The sequence below is a fragment of the Streptomyces mangrovi genome (assembly GCF_900114215.1).
In the GTDB taxonomy this organism is placed as follows: Bacteria; Actinomycetota; Actinomycetes; order Streptomycetales; family Streptomycetaceae; genus Streptomyces; species Streptomyces barkulensis.
On record NZ_FOSG01000002.1, the window covers coordinates 91,166 to 111,359 of the forward strand.

General features: G+C 72.7%; 13 protein-coding genes. 8 read left to right on the plus strand and 5 right to left on the minus strand.

Annotated elements, in window-relative coordinates; translation table 11 throughout:
* The first annotated feature begins 132 nt into the window (after nucleotides 1–132).
* A complete protein-coding gene (locus BM237_RS03130) occupies nucleotides 133–900 on the plus strand; it encodes a vWA domain-containing protein (RefSeq protein WP_093847559.1) in 768 nt (255 codons plus the stop codon).
* Between the two features lie 37 nt (nucleotides 901–937).
* Here BM237_RS03130 and BM237_RS03135 read toward each other — a convergent pair whose 3' ends face one another.
* The 3 genes from BM237_RS03135 to glgX all read right to left on the minus strand — a co-directional run bounded on the left by BM237_RS03135 (nucleotide 938) and on the right by glgX (nucleotide 4,783).
* On the minus strand, nucleotides 938–1,957 hold the full coding sequence (locus BM237_RS03135; protein ID WP_093847560.1) for a DUF8814 domain-containing protein: 1,020 nt from the start codon (nucleotides 1,955–1,957) through the stop codon (nucleotides 938–940).
* 248 nt (nucleotides 1,958–2,205) lie between these two features.
* Complete coding sequence (locus BM237_RS03140) at nucleotides 2,206–2,436, minus strand: EF-hand domain-containing protein (protein WP_093847562.1); 231 nt, start codon at nucleotides 2,434–2,436, stop codon at nucleotides 2,206–2,208.
* 103 nt (nucleotides 2,437–2,539) lie between these two features.
* Nucleotides 2,540–4,783 carry a glycogen debranching protein GlgX gene (gene glgX / locus BM237_RS03145; RefSeq protein ID WP_425443634.1) on the minus strand — a complete coding sequence of 748 codons (2,244 nt, stop codon included), beginning with the start codon at nucleotides 4,781–4,783 and terminating at the stop codon, nucleotides 2,540–2,542.
* A 263-nt stretch (nucleotides 4,784–5,046) separates the two neighbouring features.
* Between glgX and BM237_RS03150 the strand changes: the two genes are divergently transcribed.
* Both BM237_RS03150 and BM237_RS03155 read left to right on the plus strand, forming a co-directional pair.
* Nucleotides 5,047–5,814: an enoyl-CoA hydratase/isomerase family protein gene (locus tag BM237_RS03150; RefSeq protein WP_093847566.1), complete on the plus strand. Its 768-nt coding sequence runs from the start codon at nucleotides 5,047–5,049 to the stop codon at nucleotides 5,812–5,814.
* Between the two features lie 167 nt (nucleotides 5,815–5,981).
* The gene (locus BM237_RS03155; RefSeq protein WP_093847569.1) at nucleotides 5,982–6,515 is read left to right on the plus strand and encodes an ATP-binding protein; all 534 of its coding nucleotides are present in this window, start codon (nucleotides 5,982–5,984) and stop codon (nucleotides 6,513–6,515) included.
* 62 nt (nucleotides 6,516–6,577) lie between these two features.
* Here the strand turns inward: BM237_RS03155 and BM237_RS03160 are convergent, their stop codons facing one another.
* The gene (locus tag BM237_RS03160; protein ID WP_093847573.1) at nucleotides 6,578–6,886 is read right to left on the minus strand and encodes a hypothetical protein; all 309 of its coding nucleotides are present in this window, start codon (nucleotides 6,884–6,886) and stop codon (nucleotides 6,578–6,580) included.
* A gap of 166 nt (nucleotides 6,887–7,052) precedes the next feature.
* On the opposite strand from BM237_RS03160, the gene BM237_RS03165 reads away from it, so the two are divergent.
* The 3 genes from BM237_RS03165 to BM237_RS03175 all read left to right on the plus strand — a co-directional run bounded on the left by BM237_RS03165 (nucleotide 7,053) and on the right by BM237_RS03175 (nucleotide 13,250).
* On the plus strand, nucleotides 7,053–8,996 hold the full coding sequence (locus tag BM237_RS03165; protein ID WP_093847576.1) for an ABC transporter ATP-binding protein: 1,944 nt from the start codon (nucleotides 7,053–7,055) through the stop codon (nucleotides 8,994–8,996).
* Nucleotides 8,993–10,924, plus strand: a complete 1,932-nt coding sequence (locus BM237_RS03170) for an ABC transporter ATP-binding protein (protein WP_093847578.1) — start codon at nucleotides 8,993–8,995, stop codon at nucleotides 10,922–10,924. Before BM237_RS03165 ends, BM237_RS03170 begins: the two co-directional genes overlap by 4 nt.
* 313 nt (nucleotides 10,925–11,237) lie before the next feature.
* Nucleotides 11,238–13,250, plus strand: coding sequence for a M4 family metallopeptidase (locus tag BM237_RS03175; protein WP_093847580.1), 2,013 nt, complete (start codon nucleotides 11,238–11,240; stop codon nucleotides 13,248–13,250).
* 74 nt (nucleotides 13,251–13,324) lie between these two features.
* Here the strand turns inward: BM237_RS03175 and glgP are convergent, their stop codons facing one another.
* Entirely contained in the window at nucleotides 13,325–15,907 is a 2,583-nt protein-coding gene (gene glgP / locus BM237_RS03180) for an alpha-glucan family phosphorylase (RefSeq protein WP_093847583.1), read from the minus strand.
* Between the two features lie 424 nt (nucleotides 15,908–16,331).
* On the opposite strand from glgP, the gene BM237_RS03185 reads away from it, so the two are divergent.
* Both BM237_RS03185 and treS read left to right on the plus strand, forming a co-directional pair.
* Entirely contained in the window at nucleotides 16,332–18,359 is a 2,028-nt protein-coding gene (locus BM237_RS03185; RefSeq protein ID WP_175540869.1) for an alpha-1,4-glucan--maltose-1-phosphate maltosyltransferase, read from the plus strand.
* A complete protein-coding gene (gene treS, locus BM237_RS03190; protein ID WP_093847587.1) occupies nucleotides 18,346–20,043 on the plus strand; it encodes a maltose alpha-D-glucosyltransferase in 1,698 nt (565 codons plus the stop codon). The genes BM237_RS03185 and treS overlap by 14 nt, the downstream gene beginning before the upstream one ends.
* Nucleotides 20,044–20,194: the final 151 nt, after the last annotated feature.

Below are 20,194 nucleotides of genomic sequence, written 5' to 3' on the forward strand. Positions count from 1 at the left end.
GCCGCCGCGCCACGGCGTTCACGGGCCTGCCGCCCCGGGGGCCCGGGGCGGCAGGTTTTCCACAGGGGTCCTGCCGCCGCCCGTACCTCGGTTAACCTCGGCGTCCGCAGCACCGAGTACGAAGGGGGCGTCATGGCCGTCGACTACGTGAAGAGGCCGGGGGCGGGTTCCGGTTCCGGGTCCGGGTCCGGGTCCGCGATCAGTCTGGAGAAGGTGGAGGCCGCGGCCCCCGGGCTGGTGAGCCTGTACAAGCAGGCCGCTGTCAGCCTGGAGAAGCACCGGCTGTCGGGGCAGCGGGCCGCGGTCTACCTGGTGCTGGACCGCTCCGGATCGATGCGGCCGTACTACCGCGACGGCACCGTCCAGCACCTGGCCGAGCAGGTCCTCGGGCTGGCCGCGCACCTGGACGACGACGGGCGGGTGCCGGTGGTCTTCTTCAGCACCGGCGTGGACGGGAGCGCCGAGGTGGCGCTGGAGGACTACGCGGGGCGCGTCGAGGCCCTCCACTCGTCCCTGGGGCACATGGGCCGCACCAACTACCACCTCGCGATGGAGGCGGTGATCGAGCACTACCGGGCGAGCGGTTCCACCGACCCGGCCCTGGTGGTCTTCCAGACCGACGGCGGCCCCACCTCGAAGGCCGCCGCCGAGCGCGTGCTGTGCGAGGCCTCGCGCCTGCCGATGTTCTGGCAGTTCGTCGGGTTCGGGGAGGACGAGTTCCGCTTCCTGCGGAAGCTGGACGACCTGCCCGTGCCGGGGAAGCGGGTGGTGGACAACGCCGGGTTCTTCGCCGCCGGCCCCGACCCGCGCGCCATACCCGACGCGGAGCTGTACGACCGGCTGACCGGCGAGTTCCCCGACTGGCTTCGGGCCGCCCGGGGCAGCGGCATCGTGCGCTGACCCGGGCGGCCGGAAACGAGGGCAGGACACGCAGCGGTCAGCGGCCCGTCCACAGGTAGGTGACGGTCACCCAGCCGTTGTCTCGCAGCCCGACGTCGCGGAAGGTGCCGTCGGCCAGGTCGATGCCGGCGGGGTTGAGCACCCGGCGGCCCTTCCCGTCGCGTCCGCCGTTGTAGCCCGTGTAGTACGCGGCCTCCGCCTCGGGCACCCCCCGCGGCAGGTCGCGGAAGGTCTGGCGCACCGAGGAGGGGTTCCAGTAGTCGTCGCGGATGTTCCAGGGCCCGACGTCCCACACGGGGGCGGTCACGCAGCGGGCCGGGCCGCAGACCCGCACCGAGTACTCCCGGCCGCCCTTGCGTGACAGGCCCCGGCGGGAGGGCAGGGCCACGAAGCGGTCGTTCTCCCGGATGACGTGGCCGTTGGCGGTGGTGCGGCCTACCAGGCCGATCCGGGTGGCGAAGACATGGGCACCGTACGCGGCGGCCGCCTGCGGCTCCGGCCGGGCGTCCGGGTCGGTGTCGGCGCTCACCTCCAGGCCGCGCAGCCGGATCGCGCCCTCGGGGTCCCACATCGCCAGCCGGACCTGGACGGTGGTGACGGCGCGCGGGAGGACGGCGGTGCCGCCGGCCGCGTCGCCCGCCTCGCGCCACTCGGTCCACGGGCCGCTCCCGGTGCGGCCGCGGACGTCGAAGGCGATCCCCGCGTCGCCGGGCACCTGTGCGTCGGGCCTGACCCGGACGCGGTTGGCCTGCCGGTCGAGCCGGTGCGGGGCCAGGACCTGGACGCCGTAGTCGCCGGTCGTGCGCAGTTCCCCACCGGTGTGGCGCACACCGCTGTCGTCGGCGTCCACCCGGGACAGGTCGGCCGCCCAGGTCTGGGCGGGGCCGGGCGCCTCGCGCGCGGCGGGAGCGGGGGCCGGGGCGGCCGGCGGCGCGAGGCCGAGACCGAGGCAGAGCAAGGCCACGGCCGGCAGGGCGGTACGGGTGGCACGGGTGGTGCGGAGCGGGCGGGGAGTCCGGGACTCGGAGCGGTGGCGGGCCGGGCGTCTGGTGCGCATCGTGGTCCTTCCGTGTCGTGCCGCGCGCCCGGCCCCGGTCGGGAACGGGGACACGGCGGGCTCGGCGGGCGGCGGGGCTCGGTGGCACCGCCGCACCGGTCGGCGCCGCATCGGGTGCGTCAACCGACAAAAGCCACTTATGACACAGAAAAGCGGGGCGGTCACCCTGGGTTGCTCCCTGTGGTGGCCGCCCCGCCGTGCCGTGTTGTGCCCCCCCCCCGCCGCGCCGCGAGGACCGCGCCGCAGCCCTACGCCGACCGGGTGGCGGTCTTCTGGCGGGCCTGCCAGAACTCCTCGAAGGACAGCAGTCCGTCGCCGTCGCTGTCGTGCTGGTTGATCAGCGTCTGGGCCATGTCCACGGTGAGGGTGTGGTCCCCCAGCTCGCCCAGCACCTTGCGGAACTCCGCCGCGGTGACCAGTCCGTCCCCGTTCAGGTCGAAGCGGTCGAACGCCTCGCGCGCGGTCTCCATGTCGGCCATCGCCTGTCGTCCCCTCCCTCGTGCGGTCGTGACGTGCTCACTCTAACGGGCCATCACCTGAGCCACACGAGTCACTCGCGTATCTTGGGGCAGCGCGCATATCTCAGGGCAGCACACGCCACACCAGTACCGAGCGCGCCGGAAGCACGACCGCCTCGCCCGCCGGGTGGACCGTGCCCGGCTCCTCCCGCTGATCCTCCCGGGCGGTGTCCACCAGCAGCTCGTAGCCCTGTCCCCACGGCGGCCCCGGCAGCCTGAAGCGCCCGTCCTCGTGCCCGGCGTGGAGGACGGCCAGGAAGCTGTCGTCGACGATCGGGCCGCCTCGCTCGTCGCGCTGCGGGATGTCCCGGCCGGACAGGTACATGCCCAGCGTGGCACCGGGCGCGTACCAGTCGGACTCGCTCATCTCCTGACCGCTCCCGGTGAACCAGGCCAGGTCACGCAGCCCCTCCGGGCCGTGCGCGCGCCCGGAGAAGAAGGCCTTGCGCCGCAGCACCGGATGGGAGCGGCGCAGCGCGATCAGCCGCGAGGTCAGGGCGTACAGCTCGCGCCAGGCGGGTTCGGCCAGCAGCGACCAGTCCACCCAGCCGGTCTCGTTGTCCTGGCAGTAGGCGTTGTTGTTGCCGCCCTGGGTGCGGCCCATCTCGTCGCCCGCCACCAGCATCGGCACGCCGGTGGACAGCAGCAGGGTGGACAGCAGGTTGCGCAGCTGGCGCCGTCGCAGGGCGAGGACCGCCTCGTCGCCGGTCTCGCCCTCCGCGCCGCAGTTCCAGGAGCGGTTGTCGTCGGTGCCGTCGCGGTTGTCCTCGCCGTTGGCCTCGTTGTGCTTGCGCTCGTAGCTCACCAGGTCGCGCAGGGTGAAGCCGTCGTGGGCGGTGACGAAGTTGACCGAGGCGTACGGCCGCCGCCCGCCCCGGGCGTACAGGTCGCTGGAGCCCGACAGCCGGTAGCCCAGGTCCCGCACGTCCGGCAGGGCGCCGCGCCAGAAGTCGCGGACGGTGTCGCGGTAGCGGTCGTTCCACTCCGTCCACAGCGGTGGGAAGGCGCCCACCTGGTAACCGCCCGCGCCCACGTCCCAGGGCTCGGCGATCAGCTTCACCCGGCGCAGCACCGGGTCCTGGGCGATGACGGCCAGGAAGGGGGAGAGCATGTCCACGTCGTGCATGGAGCGGGCCAGCGCGGCGGCCAGGTCGAAGCGGAAGCCGTCCACGCCCATCTCCTGCACCCAGTAGCGCAGCGAGTCGGTGATCAGCCGCAGCACCTGGGGCTGGACGACATGCAGGGTGTTGCCGCAGCCGGTGTAGTCGGCGTAGTGGCGCGGGTCGTCGGCCAGCCGGTAGTAGCCGCGGTTGTCGATGCCGCGCAGGGAGAGGGTCGGCCCCGGCTCGCTGCCCTCGGCGGTGTGGTTGTAGACCACGTCGAGGATGACCTCGATCCCGGCGGCGTGCAGCGCCCGGACCATCTCCCGGAACTCCCCCACCTGCCGGCCGCGCGTGCCGCCAGCGGCGTACGCGGCGTGCGGCGCGAAGTAGCCGATGGAGTTGTAGCCCCAGTGGTTGCGCAGGCCGCGGCGGAGCAGGTGGTCCTCGTGCGCGAACTGGTGCACCGGCAGCAGCTCCACCGCCGTCACGCCCAGCTTCACCAGGTGCTCGATCGCGGCCGGGTGCGCCAGTCCGGCGTAGGTGCCGCGCAGCTCGGGCGGGACGCCGGGATGGCGCATGGTGAAGCCGCGCACGTGCAGCTCGTAGATGACCGAGTCGGGCCAGGGGGTCTTGGGGCGGCGGTCCTCGGCCCACTCGTCCCCGCCTCCCGGCCCGGCTCCGAGGGCCGAGTCGACGACGACGCCCTTGGGCACGTACGGCGCCGAGTCCCTCTCGTCGCGGACGGTGTCGGCCAGCTGCCGCTGCGGCCAGTCGCGGACGTGGCCGTAGACCTCCGGTGGCAGGGCGTACTCGCCGTCCACCGCGCGGGCGTACGGGTCGAGCAGCAGCTTGGCCGGGTTCCAGCGGGCGCCCGTCCACGGGTCCCAGCGGCCGTGCACCCGGTAGCCGTAGAGCTGCCCGGGTCCGACGCCGGGGACGAAGCCGTGCCAGATCTCCTGGGTGTGCTCCGTCAGCGGGCAGCGGGTCTCGTTGCCGTCGTCGTCGAAGAGGCAGACCTCGACGGCCTCGGCGCCGGCCGACCACAGGGCGAAGTTGGTGCCCGCCACCCCGCCCGGGCCGATGTGGTGGCGGGCTCCCAGCGGCTGGGGGCTGCCGGGCCAGACGGTGGGGGCGGCCGCGGGGATCGCGGGGGCCCCGGCGTACCGGGGCTCCCGGCGCGTGTGCTGTTCGGGTGCGCTCGACACGTCCGACACGTTGTGGCCTCCGGCGGCTCGCGGCGGGGGCGGTTTCGGGGCCCGCGCGGCGTGTCCGCCGCACGGGTCCGGTGCCCGGGTCTGGCAGGAGTGTTCCCGTTCGGACCGCCCGCCTCACTCATGTGATCGTCTTCTTTCCACCGCGCTGCTCCGGCCGGGTGAGGGCCGGGTGAGGGCCGGACCGGGACCGGGCGGGAACCGTACGGCCGGGAGGCGGCGGACCGCGCGGCGTTAACGGGGGCTAACCTGCCCCCATGACTGTGACTCTTGATGTCGCCGAGGGCGTCGGCACCATCCGACTGAACCGTCCCCCCATGAACGCGCTGGACATCGCCACCCAGGACCGGCTGCGCGAGCTGGCCGAGGAGGCGACGCACCGCGACGACGTACGGGCCGTGGTGATCTACGGCGGGGAGAAGGTGTTCGCGGCGGGCGCGGACATCAAGGAGATGCGCGAGATGGACCACGCGGCCATGGTCGCCAGGTCCCGGGGCCTGCAGGACTCCTTCACCGCCGTGGCCCGCATCCCCAAGCCGGTGGTGGCCGCGGTGACGGGCTACGCGCTGGGCGGCGGCTGCGAGCTGGCGCTGTGCGCCGACATCCGGATCGCCGCCGACAACGCCAAGCTCGGGCAGCCCGAGATCCTGCTGGGGCTGATCCCCGGCGCCGGCGGCACCCAGCGGCTGTCCCGGCTGGTCGGCCCCTCCAGGGCCAAGGACCTGATCTTCACCGGCCGCCAGGTGAAGGCGGACGAGGCCCTGGCCATCGGCCTGGTGGACAAGGTCGTGCCCGCGGCCGAGGTCTACGAGCAGGCGCACGCCTGGGCGGCGAGGCTGGCGGCCGGCCCGGCGATCGCCCTGCGCGCCGCCAAGGAGTGCGTCGATTCCGGGCTGGAGGCGGACATCGACACCGGGCTGGCGATCGAGCGCACCTGGTTCGCCGGGCTGTTCGCGACCGAGGACCGCGAGATCGGCATGCGCAGCTTCGTCGAGGAGGGGCCGGGCAAGGCGAGGTTCCGCTGACGCCCGGCCGGGGCGGGGGCGCGGAACGGCGCGCGCCGTTCCGCGCCCCCGCCCCGGCGCACGCAACCGGTGCGCGTACCGCACGACGAGCCCCGAACGGCCCCCCACCGAAAGGGAATTCGCGCTGTACGGCCGCGAGGCGACCATTTCGCGGCCATGATTGGCCCATGGCGGGAGCGAACACGGCGTACATGGCATCGGCACCGGGGGAGGAACCGGCCCCCGCGATCCCCGACGACGGGCCGGGCGGGGCCGGCTCGTTCACCGGGACCGGTTCACTCGACGAGTCCACCGGGTTCCGCGAGTTCGGCGATCCGGCCGCCGCGGAGGTACGGCTGCCCAACCGCCCCGAGTCCGCGCGCACCGCGCGCCGGCTGGTCCGCTCCGTCCTGCTGACCCGCTGGGGACTGTCCGAGGCCCTGGCCGAGGACACCGTGCTGCTCGTCTCCGAACTGGTCGGCAACGCCGTACGGCACACCGGGGCCCAGTCCCTGGGGCTGCGGCTGCGGCGGCAGCGCGGCCGGATCCGCGTGGAGGTGCGCGACCCCTCGCGCGGACTGCCCTGCCTGCTGCCCGTGCACGAGTTCGACGTCAGCGGGCGCGGACTGTTCCTGGTGGACCACCTCTCCGACCGCTGGGGCGTGGACCTGCTGCCGCTGGGCAAGACGACCTGGTTCGAACTGCGGGACGAGGAGCCCTGACCGGCGCCGACGCCCCACCCGCCGGCCCTGCGCCCGACCCTGCGCCCGCCTCGGCGATCGCCTCAGCGCGCGGCGTACCGCCGCGCGCCCGCCCGGCGGCGCCGGTCGTTGCACAGCAGACACCGCCCCCAGCCCGGCGGAAGCGGATCGTCCTTGTCCCCGTACAGCGGATCGACCGCCCCGCGCGGATGCTCCCGGCAGCCCGTGCCGCCGCGGTCCTCGCCCAGCGACCGGGCCGCGTCCAGCGCCCGGCGCAGCGCGTCGGTCAGCTGGTCCGCCTGCTCCGCCGAGGGCTCGCCGTCCAGCGTGAAGACGATGTCGGAGGCGGTGTGCAGCGCGGCCCGCAGCTCTCTCAGTTCTGCCTGACTCATACCGGGCAGCGTAGGTGCCCGCACCGACAGGCCGCCCGCTGCTTGTCGGTGCGGGCGGTACGGGGCCCGGCCGTACGGGGCCTTCGGCCGGGGCGGGCTCGGCCGTCAGTCCTACGGCGGAAAACCGAGTGTGTCCTGTCAGTGATGAAACGTAGTCTCACTCGTGATGTCTGCCACCGCCGCCAGTCCACCGCGTCCCGGTCCACCTCATCCCGAACCCGGCGGCCCCGGCCCCGGCCCCGGCGCGCCCGCCGGGCCCGCACCGGCCGGGGAGCGGAGCCGTTCGGCCGTACGCTCGCTGCTGCGGCTGTGGCCCTTCGTCCGCCCGGTGCGGGCCCGGCTGTTCACGGCGGCCTTCGTCGCGATCCTCGCCTCCTGCCTGGGCCTGGTCATCCCCCTGATCCTGAAGTGGATCGTCGACGGGCCGATCGCCGCACGCGACACGGGCGGGGTGTGGCTGGGCGGCGCGCTGCTGCTGGCCGTCGGTGTGCTGGAGGCCGCGCTGTTCGGGCTGCGGCGCTGGCTGGTGGCCCGTCCGCTGGCCGGGGTGGAGGCGTCGATGCGCGCCGCCCTGTTCCGGCACCTGCAGCGGCTGCCGGTCGCCTTCCACGACCGCTGGGCGAGCGGGCAGCTGCTGTCGCGCGCCACGGGTGACCTGCACCTGATCCGCATCTTCCTGGCGTTCCCCCTCACCTTCCTGCTGGTGAACGGCACCACCATCGTCGTCGGCTTCGCCGTGCTGCTGTCCCAGGAGTGGACGCTGGGGCTGGTGCTGCTGGCCCCGGTGGCGCCGCTGGTGGTGTTCTGCTCCCTCTTCGAGACGAAGTTCTCCCTCCAGGCCCGCCGCGCCCAGGACCAGATCGGCGATCTGACCACGGTCGTCGAGGAGGCCGTCCTCGGCATCCGGATCATCAAGGGCTTCGGCCGCCACCGCAGCCAGGCCCGCGCCTTCCGCGAGCTCTCGCGGCGGTTGCTGGGCACCGAACTGCGCAAGGCGCGGCTGCTGGCGGGTATCTGGGCGGTCATCACGGCGCTGCCGGAACTGGCCATCGGCGCCGCTCTGGTGTGGGGCACGGTCCAGGTGGCCGACGGCGAGCTGTCGGCGGGCACCCTGGTCGCCTTCCTCACCACGGCCCTGGCACTGCGCTGGCCGGTGGAGTCGATCGGCTTCCTGATAGCCATGAGCAACGAGTCGGCGACAGCGGCCGACCGCTACTTCGAGGTGCTGGACGAGCCGGTGCCGCCGGACGTCCTCGCCACCGAGCGCACCTCCCCCGCTCCGCGCGGGGAGGCCGGGGACGTGAGGGACGGTCTGCGCCTGACGGGTGTGGTCTTCCGCCACCCCGACACCCCACCGGAGGCCCCGCCCGTGCTGGACGGCGTCGATCTGCACATCCGCTCCGGCGAGACCATGGCTCTGGTCGGCGCCACCGGCAGCGGCAAGACCACGCTCACCGCCCTGATCCCCCGGCTGCACGAGGTGACATCCGGCCGGATCACCCTCGACGGCCGCGACATCGCCGCGATGTCGCGCGAGGAGTTGCGCTCGCTGGTCGCCGTGGCCTTCGAGGAGGCCACGCTCTTCTCCGCCTCCGTGCGCGAGAACGTGCTGATGGGCGCGGTGGAGAGCACGGTGGAGGATTCGGCGGGGGGCCCGGCGGGAGGCCCGGCGCAGGAAGATCTGGCGCGTGCCCTGCGGGTGGCCCAGGCCGAGGAGTTCACCGCGGCGCTGCCGCAGGGGCTGGACACCCAGGTCGGCGAGCAGGGGCTGAGCCTGTCCGGCGGGCAGCGCCAGCGGCTGGCGCTGGCGCGCGCCGTCGTGGGCCGCCCCCGCTTCCTGGTGCTGGACGACCCGCTCTCCGCCCTCGACGTCCGCACCGAGGCGCTGGTGGAGGCCGCCCTGCGCGAGGTGCTGGCCGGCACCACCGCCCTGGTGGTGGCGCACCGGCCCTCCACGGTGCTCCTGGCCGACCGGGTCGCGCTGCTGTCGCGGGGCCGGATCGCCGCCGTCGGCACCCACGCCGAACTGCTCCGCTCCAGCGCGGAGTACCGCCATCTGATGTCCGGCGAGCAGTACGAGCGGCACGAGCGTTACGAGGAGGAGCGATGACCGCCACCGTCACCGAGCCGTCCTCCGGGGACGGGGACGCGCGGGGCCCACTGGACGCGAGGACGGCCGCGGGCCCGGAGCCCGCCGGACCGTCCGGCCCGTCCGGACCGGCAAAGGAGTCCGGGCCGCCCGGGGCGCCCGACGCCTTCGACCGCGATGTGCTGCCCGCGCCGAAGGGCGCCTCGCTCCGGCTGCTCGGCTCGCTGCTGCGCCCGCTGCGGCCGCGGGTCGCGGTGGCCGCCCTCCTGCTGCTGCTCCAGCAGGCCGCCGTACAGGCCGGTCCGCTGCTGGTCGCGTACGCCATCGACCGGGCGGTGCCCGCCCTGCGCGGCGGCGACGGCGGCCCGCTGGCCGCCGTCGCGGCGGGGTACGCGGTGTGCGCGCTGTCCTCGGGCGGCCTGCAGTACGCCTTCGTCCGCGCCGCCGCCCGGGTCAACCAGAGCGTGCTGCTGGAGCTGCGCGGCCGGATCTACCGGCACGCCCAGGTGCTCAGCGTGGACTTCCACGACCGCTACACCTCCGGGCGGCTGATCTCCCGCGCCACCACCGACGTCGAGGCGCTGCGCGAGCTGCTCGACGAGGGTCTGCAGGAGCTGCTGGGCGTGATCCTGTCGGTGGTCTACATCTGCTCGGTGCTGCTCTGGCTCGACCTGGGCCTGGGCGGCGCGGCCCTGCTCTCCTTCGTTCCGCTCCTGCTGATCGTGCGGAACTTCCGGCGCCGTTCGATGCGGGTCTACCGCAGGAAGTCCACGGCCACCGCGGCGATGATCGTGAAGTTCGTGGAGACGATGAACGGCATCCGCCCGGTGCAGGCGTTCCGCCGCGAGCGGGCGGGCGAGGCGGAGTTCGGCCGTCTCAACGACCGTCACCTGCGGTTCAACGGGGACGCCATCCTGGAGATGGCCCGCTATGTGGTCTCCTCCCGGCTGGTGGCCAACACCGCGCTGGCCGCCATCGTGCTGTGGGGCGCGTACCGGGTGGCGTCCGGCTCGCTGGAGCTGGGCGTGCTGGCGGCGGCGGCGATGTACCTGCGGCGGCTGTACGACCCGATCGACCGGCTGGGGATGTTCCTCAACTCCTACCAGGGCGCGGCGGCCTCGCTGGAGAAGATCGCCGGGCTGCTCGCCCAGGCGCCCGGCGTCCCCGAGCCGGAGCACCCCCGGCGGCTGCCGCCGCCGTCCGGCGGGCGGCCGGGCCGCGCAGTGGTCTTCGAGGGGGTGCGCTTCGCGTACCGCACGGGCGGCGAGGTGCTGCCCCGCTTCGACCTGGAGATCCCGGCCGGTCAGACGGTCGCGGTGGTCGGCTCCACCGGCGCGGGCAAGTCCACGCTCGCCAAACTGCTGGCGCGCTTCTACGACCCCACGGCGGGCCGGGTGCTGCTGGACGGCGCCGATCTGCGGGAGCTGGCCACCCCCGAGCTGCGGCGCGGGGTGGTCATGGTGACCCAGGAGGCGTTCCTGTTCTCCGGGACGGTCGCCGACAACATCGCGATCGGCCGCCCGGAGGCGAGCCGGGAGGAGATCGAGCGGGCGGCGCGGGCGATCGGCGCCCATGACTTCATCGCCGCCCTCCCCGAGGGGTACGACACCGACGTGCGCAAGCGCGGCGGCCGGATCTCCGCCGGGCAGCGGCAGCTGGTCGCCTTCGCCCGGGCGCTGCTGGCCGACCCGGCCGTGCTCATCCTGGACGAGGCGACCTCCTCCCTGGACATCCCCGGTGAGCGGGCGGTCCAGCGGGCCATGGACACGGTGCTGCGCGGGCGCACCGCCGTGGTGATCGCCCACCGGCTGTCGACGGTGGAGATCGCCGACCGGGTGCTGGTCATGGAGGCCGGGCGCGTCGTCGAGGACGGCTCGCCGGCCGAGCTGGTCGCGGGCGACGGCCGCTTCGCCGGGCTCCACCGCGCCTGGCGCGACAGCCTGGCCTGACCGAGCACACGGGCCGGACGCACGGGCCGGACGCACGGGCCGGGCGGGACACCGCCTGGTGTCCCGCCCGGCGGGGCCGCACCCGCCGGACGGGACTCCCGCACCCGATTCCCCCATCCTGGCGGACGCCGGTGACGGCCCGGTTTCTCCGCCGTTTCCATCGCGTTCGCTCAGCGGACAGCGATTTTCCGACAGCGGACAGATTCCGGCCATTTTCTTGACCTGACCCTGTCATCATCACCGTTTCGGTGCCACTCTCTCCTCGCTGTGCACAGCCGATCCCCCCACGGATCCCCACACCCTCAGGCGCACCATCTCCCTCTCCACACCGCTCTCCAGCGAGGAGTTCAGCGTGATAGGCAGATCCACCCCCCGCAGACGTGCCACCGCCACCGGCGCCCTCGTCGCCGCCTCGGCGCTGCTGGCCGTCGGCCTCCAGTCGCAGGTCTCCACCGCCGCGCCCCAGGCCAAGCCCGACCCCGGCGCCCTCTCCGTCGAGCTCTCCCCCTCCCAGCGGGCCGAACTGCTCCGCGACGCGGAGGCCGGCAGTTCCGCCACCGCCAGAGCCCTCGGCCTCGGCGCCAAGGAGAAGCTCGTCGTCCGCGACGTGGTCAAGAACGCCGACGGCACCGTCCACACCCGTTACGAGCGCACCTACGACGGGCTGCCGGTACTCGGCGGCGACCTGGTCGTGGAGGAGTCGCCCGGCGGTGCGGTGGCCGAGGTCGCCAAGGCCACCGCGGCGAAGATCGCCGTCCCCTCCACCGCGGCCGCGGCCTCGAAGAAGCCCTCCAAGGCCGCGGCCGAGGGCAGCACCGCGCCCCGCAAGGTGGTCTGGGCCGCCGGCGACAAGCCCGTGCTCGCCTGGGAGCGCGTGGTCGGCGGCACCCAGGAGGACGGCACCCCCAGCGAGCTGCACATCGTCACCGACGCGGCCACCGGCGAGAAGCTGGCCCAGTGGGAGGGCGTCCACACCGGCACCGGCGAGAGCATGTACAGCGGCCGGGTCTCCCTGGGCACCAGCGGGTCCGGCGGCTCCTACACGATGACCGACGCGAACCGCGGCAACCACAGGACCTACGACCTCAACGGCGGTTCCTCCGGCACCGGCACCCTGTTCTCCGACGCCGACGACCTCTGGGGCAACGGCTCGCCGTCCAACCGTCAGACCGCGGGCGTGGACGCCCACTACGGCGCGGCCCTGACCTGGGACTACTACAAGAACGTCCACGGCCGCAACGGCATCCGGGGCGACGGGAAGGCCCCGTACAGCCGGGTGCACTACGGCAACGCCTACGTCAACGCCTTCTGGTCCGACTCCTGCTTCTGCATGACCTACGGCGACGGCGCGAACAACTCCAAGCCGCTCACCTCCATCGACGTCGCCGCCCACGAGATGACCCACGGTCTGACCTCCAACACCGCGGGGCTGCGCTACAGCGGCGAGTCCGGCGGCCTGAACGAGGCGACCTCCGACATCTTCGCCGCCGCCGTGGAGTTCAGGGCGAACAACAGCTCGGACGTCGGCGACTACCTCGTCGGTGAGAAGATCGACATCCGCGGCAACGGCACCCCGCTGCGCTACATGGACAAGCCCAGCCGGGACGGCAACTCCAAGGACTACTGGTACTCCGGCATCGGCAGCGTGGACGTCCACTACTCCTCGGGCCCGGCCAACCACTTCTTCTACCTGCTCAGCGAGGGCAGCGGCGCCAAGACCGTCAACGGCGTCTCCTACGACTCGCCGACCTCCGACGGCAAGCCGGTGACCGGCATCGGGATCGGGGCCGCCGAGAAGATCTGGTTCAAGGCGCTCACCGAGAAGATGACGTCGACGACCAACTACGCGGGCGCCCGCACCGCCACCCTCTCCGCCGCGGCCGACCTGTTCGGCACCGACAGCGTCCAGCACAAGGCGGTGGCCCACGCCTGGGCCGCGGTCAACGTCGGATCCCGGCCCGACGACGGCGGCGGCGAGGAGCCCGGCGACAACGTCTTCGAGAACACCGGCGACTACCAGATCCCGGACCCGGGCACCGTGGAGTCGCCGATCACGGTGAACAGGGCCGGCAACGCGCCCAGCGGCCTGAAGGTGGACGTGGACATCGTCCACACCTACCGCGGTGACCTCGTCATCGATCTGGTGGCCCCGGACGGCAGCACCTACCGGCTGAAGAACTCCGGCTGGGACTCGGGCGACGACGTCCGGGCGTCCTACACGGTCAACGCCTCCACCGAGGCGGCCTCCGGCACCTGGAAGCTGCGCGTCCAGGACGTCTACCGCACCGACTCCGGCTACATCAACAGCTGGAAGCTCACCTTCTGATCCACGACGAGGGGGAGCCGCGCCACCGGCGCGGCTCCCCTTCCCCGTCTCCCGTCCCCCTCTCTCCCGGCCTCTCAGCGCAGCAGCACCCCGGCGGCCTCCCGGGCGCCGAGGTCGTCCGGCGGCAGGGTCACCAGCCCCATCTCGGCCGGGCCCGCCAGCAGCGGATGGGAGGGCAGGACGCGGACGGTGTAACCGAACGGCCCGGTGCGGTCCAGCGCCAGCGGCCCCTCGTACAGCCGGCTCCCGTCCTCCTCCGGCCCGCCGGAGGGCTTGAGCGGTACGCGCACCGCCTCGTCGCCCGCGATGGAGTCCGACTCGTCCACCCGCCCGGCGACCGCCTGCACCTCCACATCGTCCGGCTCCAGGCCGCCCAGGGCCACTCGTACCCGCAGCGACAGCGAGCCGCCCAGTTCCACGGACTCGCAGACCGACTCCACATGGTCGATCGCCACCCGCGGCCAGTTCGCGCGCACCCGCGCCTTCCACGCCGCCAGCCGCCCGGCGGCGCCGGCGTCCAGCGCCCGGTGGGCGTGGGCGGCGGGGGTGTACAGCCGCTCGGTGTACTCGCGCACCATCCGGTCGGCGAGCACCTTCGGCCCGAGCCTCTGCCTGGTCTGGCGGACCATCTCGATCCACCGCTCGGGCAGCCCGTCGCCGGCCGGCCCGCGGTCGTAGAAGCACGGCGCCACATGCTCGCGGAGCAGTTCGTAGAGGGCCGCCGCCTCTATGTCGTCGCGCCGTTCGCGGTCCTGCGCGCTCTCGTGCGCCGCGCCGGGCCCGCCGCCGTCGGCGGTCGGGATGGCCCAGCCGAAGTCCGGCTCGTACCACTCCTCCCACCAGCCGTCCCGCACCGAGAGGTTGAGGCAGCCGTTGAGCGCCGCCTTCATCCCGGAGGTCCCGCACGCCTCCAGCGGGCGCAGCGGGTTGTTCAGCCAGACGTCGCAGCCGGTGTAGAGCTTCTGCGCCATGGCCATGCCGTAGTCGGGCAGGAAGACGATCCGGTGGCGCACCCGGGGGTCGTCGGCGAACCGCACCAGTTCCTGGATCAGCCGCTTGCCGCCGTCGTCGGCCGGGTGCGCCTTGCCCGCGACCACGAGCTGGACGGGCCGGGTGGGGTGCAGCAGCAGTTCGGTGAGCCGCTCGCGGTCGCGCAGCATCAGCGTCAGCCGCTTGTAGGACGGGACGCGGCGGGCGAAGCCGACGGTGAGCACGTCCGGGTCCAGGACGCCGTCGATCCAGCCGAGTTCGGCGTCCGAGGCGCCGCGCTGCCGCCAGGAGGCGTGCAGCCGCCGGCGCACCTCGTGCACGAGTTGCTCGCGCAGGGCGCGGCGGGCCCCCCACAGTCCGGCGCCGCCGGCGTCGGCGGGCAGCGCCCGCATCTCGCCGGCGGTCCAGGTGGGGGCGTGGACGCCGTTGGTGATGGAGGTGATGGGCACCTCGGCGGCGTCGAAGCCCGGCCACAGCCCGGCGAACATCTCCCGGCTGACCGCGCCGTGCAGTGTGGAGACGCCGTTGGCGCGCCGGGCGAGCCGGAGTCCCATCACGGCCATGTTGAACAGCCCCGGGTCGCCGCCGGGGTAGGTCTCGGTGCCCAGCCGCAGCACCTGCTCCACGTCCACGCCGGGCAGCTCGCCGTCGTCGCCGAGGTGGCGGGCGACCAGAGCGCGGTCGAAGCGGTCGATACCGGCGGGGACGGGGGTGTGGGTGGTGAACACCGTCCCGGCGCGCACGGCCTCCAGCGCGGTGTCGAAGGGCACGCCCTCCCCGCCCATCTCCCGGATGCGCTCCAGTCCGAGGAAGCCGGCGTGCCCCTCGTTGGTGTGGAACACCTCGGGCTCCGGGTGGCCGGTGACACGGCAGTACGCGCGCACCGCCCGCACCCCGCCGATGCCCAGCAGCATCTCCTGGAGCAGCCGGTGTTCGCTGCCGCCGCCGTAGAGCCGGTCGGTGACGTCGCGTTCGCGCGGGGCGTTGTCCTCCACGTCGGAGTCGAGCAGCAGCAGGGGGACGCGGCCGACGCGGGCCTGCCGGACGTGGGCGCGCAGGGTGCATGTGCCGGGCAGCCGCAGGTCCACGCGGACCGGGGCGCCGCCCGGCTCGCGCAGCACCTCCAGCGGCAGCTCGTTGGGGTCCAGGACGGGGTAGTGCTCCTGCTGCCAGCCGTCGCGCGACAGGCTCTGGCGGAAGTAGCCGTGGCGGTACAGCAGGCCCACCCCGATCAGCGGGACGCCGAGGTCGCTGGCGGCCTTGAGGTGGTCCCCGGCGAGGATACCGAGCCCGCCGGAGTACTGGGGCAGGGCTGCGGTGATGCCGAACTCGGGGGAGAAGTAGGCGATGGCGGCGGGCGGTTCGCCCTCCGCGCGCTGGTACCAGCGCGGCTCGGTCAGGTACTTGCGCAGATCCCCCGCGGCGGCGGACAGCCGTTCCAGGAAGTCGCGGTCGTGGGCCAGCTCCTCCAGCCTCCGGGCGGAGACGGTGCCCAGTGTCCGCACCGGGTCGCCGCCGGACGCGCGCCAGCCGTCGGGGTCGGCGCGGCGGAAGAGTTCTCCGGTCTCGGGGTGCCAGGACCAGCGCAGGTTGTGCGCCAGGTCGCTGAGCGGTCGTAGGGGCTCCGGAAGGACGGGACGTACAGAGAATCGACGAATGGCCTTCACACCTAGACGGTAGCCGGATCTCCGCTCTTTTCGCCCGGTAACCCGTCATCACATCACCAAAGACCCCATGGGCGCATATGCGCGCAATCGTCGTACGCCCGCGCGCGGCGCCCGGTCCGTCTTCCGCCGGCCCTCCGCCTGGCACCGGGTGCCGCCACCGGTGCGAAGAGAGAAGGAGTTTCCCGGCCCGTGGCGGGAACGGTCAGGTTGGGCACTTTTGCTTACGAGTAGTTCACATTGAGGCGGATGCCCGTCCCGTCCGGGCGGGCAGTCTCTCCTCCTACCGCCCTTCCCGGGTACTTGCGGAACAACCGTCACGCCAGCCGAGTGAAAGCGGACAGGAGCGGCCATGCCCCCGGCCCGTCAACGGTCTGTGGAACAGATAGAAAGAACAAAACCATCCGTAACGCCACCAGGTGATCCAATGATCGGTCGCATTCCCGTACTGGACGTCCATCCGCTCGTCGACTGCGGGCGCCGCCCGGCGAAGGCCGTGGCCGGCGAGACCTTCCGGGTCTCGGCCACGGTCTTCCGCGAAGGCCATGACGCGGTCGGCGCGAACGTCGTCCTGCGCGACCCGAGCGGAAGCCCGGGCCCGTGGACACCGATGCGGGAGCTGGCGCCGGGCACCGACCGCTGGGGCGCCGACGTCACCCCCGGCTCGGAGGGCCGCTGGTCCTACACCGTCGAGGCGTGGGGCGATCCGGTGGGCACCTGGCGGCACAACGCGAGGATCAAGGTCCCGGCGGGGATCGACGCCGAGCCGACCCTCACCGAGGGCGCGCTGCTGCACGAGCGGGCCGCCGCGGGGGTGCCCGGGGACGACGGCCGCACGGCCGTGCTGGAGGCGGTGGAGGCCCTGCGCGACACCTCCCGCCCGGTCGCCGCGCGGCTGGCCGCGGCGCTGGCGCCCGAGGTGGTGGCCGCGCTGGACCGCCACCCGCTGCGCGAACCGGTCACCGCCACCCGCCCCCTGCCGCTGCTGGTGGAGCGCAGGAGGGCGCTGTTCGGCTCCTGGTACGAGTTCTTCCCCCGCTCGGAGGGCGCGGTGGTGCGGGAGGGTGAGCCGCCCGTCTCCGGCACCCTGCGCACGGCCGCCGAGCGGCTGCCCGCGATCGCGGACATGGGCTTCGACGTGGTCTACCTGCCGCCCGTCCATCCCATCGGCGAATCGTTTCGCAAGGGCCCCAACAACTCCCTGACCGCCGGCCCCCACGACGTCGGCAGCCCCTGGGCCATCGGCTCGGCCGCCGGCGGGCACGACGCGATCCACCCGGACCTGGGCACCTTCGAGGACTTCGACCGCTTCGTGGCGCGCGCCCGCGAGCTGCGCATGGAGGTGGCCCTGGACTTCGCCCTGCAGTGCTCCCCGGACCACCCGTGGGTCAAGGAGCACCCGGAGTGGTTCCACCACCGCCCCGACGGAACGATCGCCTACGCCGAGAACCCCCCGAAGAAGTACCAGGACATCTACCCCATCGCGTTCGACGCGGACATGGACGGGCTCGTCGCCGAGACCGTGCGGATCCTGCGGATGTGGATGTCCCACGGGGTGCGGATCTTCCGCGTGGACAACCCGCACACCAAGCCGGTCGTCTTCTGGGAGAAGGTGATCGGCGAGATCAACGGGACCGATCCCGACGTCCTCTTCCTGGCCGAGGCGTTCACCCGCCCCGCGATGATGCACACCCTCGCCAAGATCGGCTTCCAGCAGTCCTACACCTACTTCACCTGGCGCAACGGGAAGGAAGAGCTGACCGAGTACCTCACCGAACTCTCCGGGGACGCCGCCTCGTACATGAGGCCCAACTTCTTCGTCAACACCCCCGACATCCTCCACGCCTACCTCCAGAACGGCGGTCGCCACGCCTTCGAGGTCCGCGCGGTGCTCGCCGCGACCCTCTCTCCCACCTGGGGGGTCTACTCGGGCTACGAGCTGTGCGAGTCGGCACCGGTCAGGCCGGGCAGCGAGGAGTACCTTGACTCGGAGAAGTACCAGCTCCGCCCGCGCGACTGGGCGGCCGCGGAGCGTGCGGGCACCACCATCGCCCCGCTCCTCACCGAACTGAACCGGCTGCGCCGCCGCCATCCGGCACTGCAGGAGCTGCGCAACCTGCGCTTCCACCACAGCGACAACCCGTCGATCATCGTCTACTCCAAGCACTGCGCACACCCGCACGCCGACACGGTTCTCACGGTGGTCAACCTCGACCCCCACCACACCCACGAGGCCACGGTCTCGTTGGACCTGGCGGAACTCGGCCTCACGACCGCTCAGGCCAGTGGCGCCGAACCCTTCCCGGTGCGCGACGAGCTCACCGGCGAGACCTATCACTGGGGCAGGGACAACTATGTGCGCCTGGAGCCGGGCCGCGGTGCGGCGCCCGCGCACATCCTCTCCCTGCGACCGTCCCCACAGACCGGAGGGTCACCCAACCATGACCGTCAATGAACCCGTCATCGACACGTTCGAGGACACGCCCGCCAAGGACCGCGATCCCGATTGGTTCAAAAGGGCCGTCTTCTATGAAGTGCTGGTCCGCTCCTTCCAGGACAGCAACGGCGACGGCATCGGCGATCTGAAGGGCCTCACCGCCCGGCTCGACTACCTGCAGTGGCTGGGCGTGGACTGCCTCTGGCTGCCCCCGTTCTTCAAGTCCCCGCTGCGGGACGGCGGCTACGACGTCGCCGACTACACCTCCGTCCTCCCCGAGTTCGGCGACCTCGCCGACTTCGTGGAGTTCGTGGACGCCGCACACCAGCGCGGCATGCGGATCATCATCGACATGGTGATGAACCACACCAGCGACCAGCACCCGTGGTTCCAGGAGTCCCGGCGCGATCCCGACGGCCCCTACGGCGACTACTACGTGTGGGCCGACGACGACAAGCAGTACCCGGACGCCCGCATCATCTTCGTCGACACCGAGGCGTCCAACTGGACGTTCGACCCGGTGCGCAAGCAGTACTACTGGCACCGCTTCTTCTCCCACCAGCCGGATCTCAACTACGAGAACCCGCAGGTCCAGGAGGAGATGATCTCGGCACTGAAGTTCTGGCTGGACCTGGGCATCGACGGGTTCCGGCTGGACGCGGTCCCCTACCTGTACGCGCAGGAGGGCACCAACTGCGAGAACCTCCCCCAGACCCACGAGTTCCTGAGGAAGGTCCGCGCCGAGATCGACGCCCACTACCCCGACACCGTTCTGCTGGCCGAGGCCAACCAGTGGCCGGAGGACGTCGTCGACTACTTCGGCGACTACTCCAGGGGCGGCGACGAGTGCCACATGGCGTTCCACTTCCCCGTCATGCCCCGCATCTTCATGGCGGTGCGGCGCGAGTCGCGCTACCCGGTCTCCGAGGTCCTGGCCAAGACCCCGGCCATCCCCTCGGGCTGCCAGTGGGGCATCTTCCTGCGCAACCACGACGAGCTGACCCTGGAGATGGTCACCGACGAGGAGCGCGACTACATGTACGCGGAGTACGCCAAGGATCCGCGGATGCGCGCCAACATCGGCATCCGGCGGCGGCTGGCCCCGCTGCTGGACAACGACCGCAACCAGATCGAGCTGTTCACCGCCCTGCTGCTGTCCCTGCCGGGCTCGCCGATCCTGTACTACGGCGACGAGATCGGCATGGGCGACAACATCTGGCTGGGCGACCGGGACGCGGTGCGCACCCCCATGCAGTGGACGCCCGACCGCAACGCGGGCTTCTCCTCCTGCGACCCGGGCCGGCTGTTCCTGCCCACGATCATGGACCCGGTCCACGGCTACCAGGTCACCAACGTCGAGGCCGCCATGAGCAGCCCCTCCTCGCTGCTGCACTGGACCCGCCGGATGATCGAGATCCGCAAGCAGAACCCGGCCTTCGGGCTGGGCACGTACACCGAACTGCCCTCGTCCAACCCGGCGGTGCTCGCCTTCCTGCGCGAGTACGGGGACGACCTGGTGCTGTGCGTGCACAACTTCTCGCGGTTCCCGCAGCCCACCGAGCTGGATCTGAACGCCTTCGGCGGACGCCACCCGGTGGAGCTGATCGGCGGGGTGCGGTTCCCTCCCATCGGGGAGCTGCCGTATCTGCTGACGCTGGCCGGGCACGGCTTCTACTGGTTCCGGCTGCGCGAGCAGGCGTGAGGCGGAAGTAGGGCAGGCATGGACTGCGGCGGCCCGGGAACAAGCCCGGACACGGATTGGGCCCGGGCCGCCGCGGGCAGTATTCCTCCCACCACCGATCGCACCGCTCGAAGCAGTTCGCTAGCCCGCTTGGTGGGTACTCCCCGACACG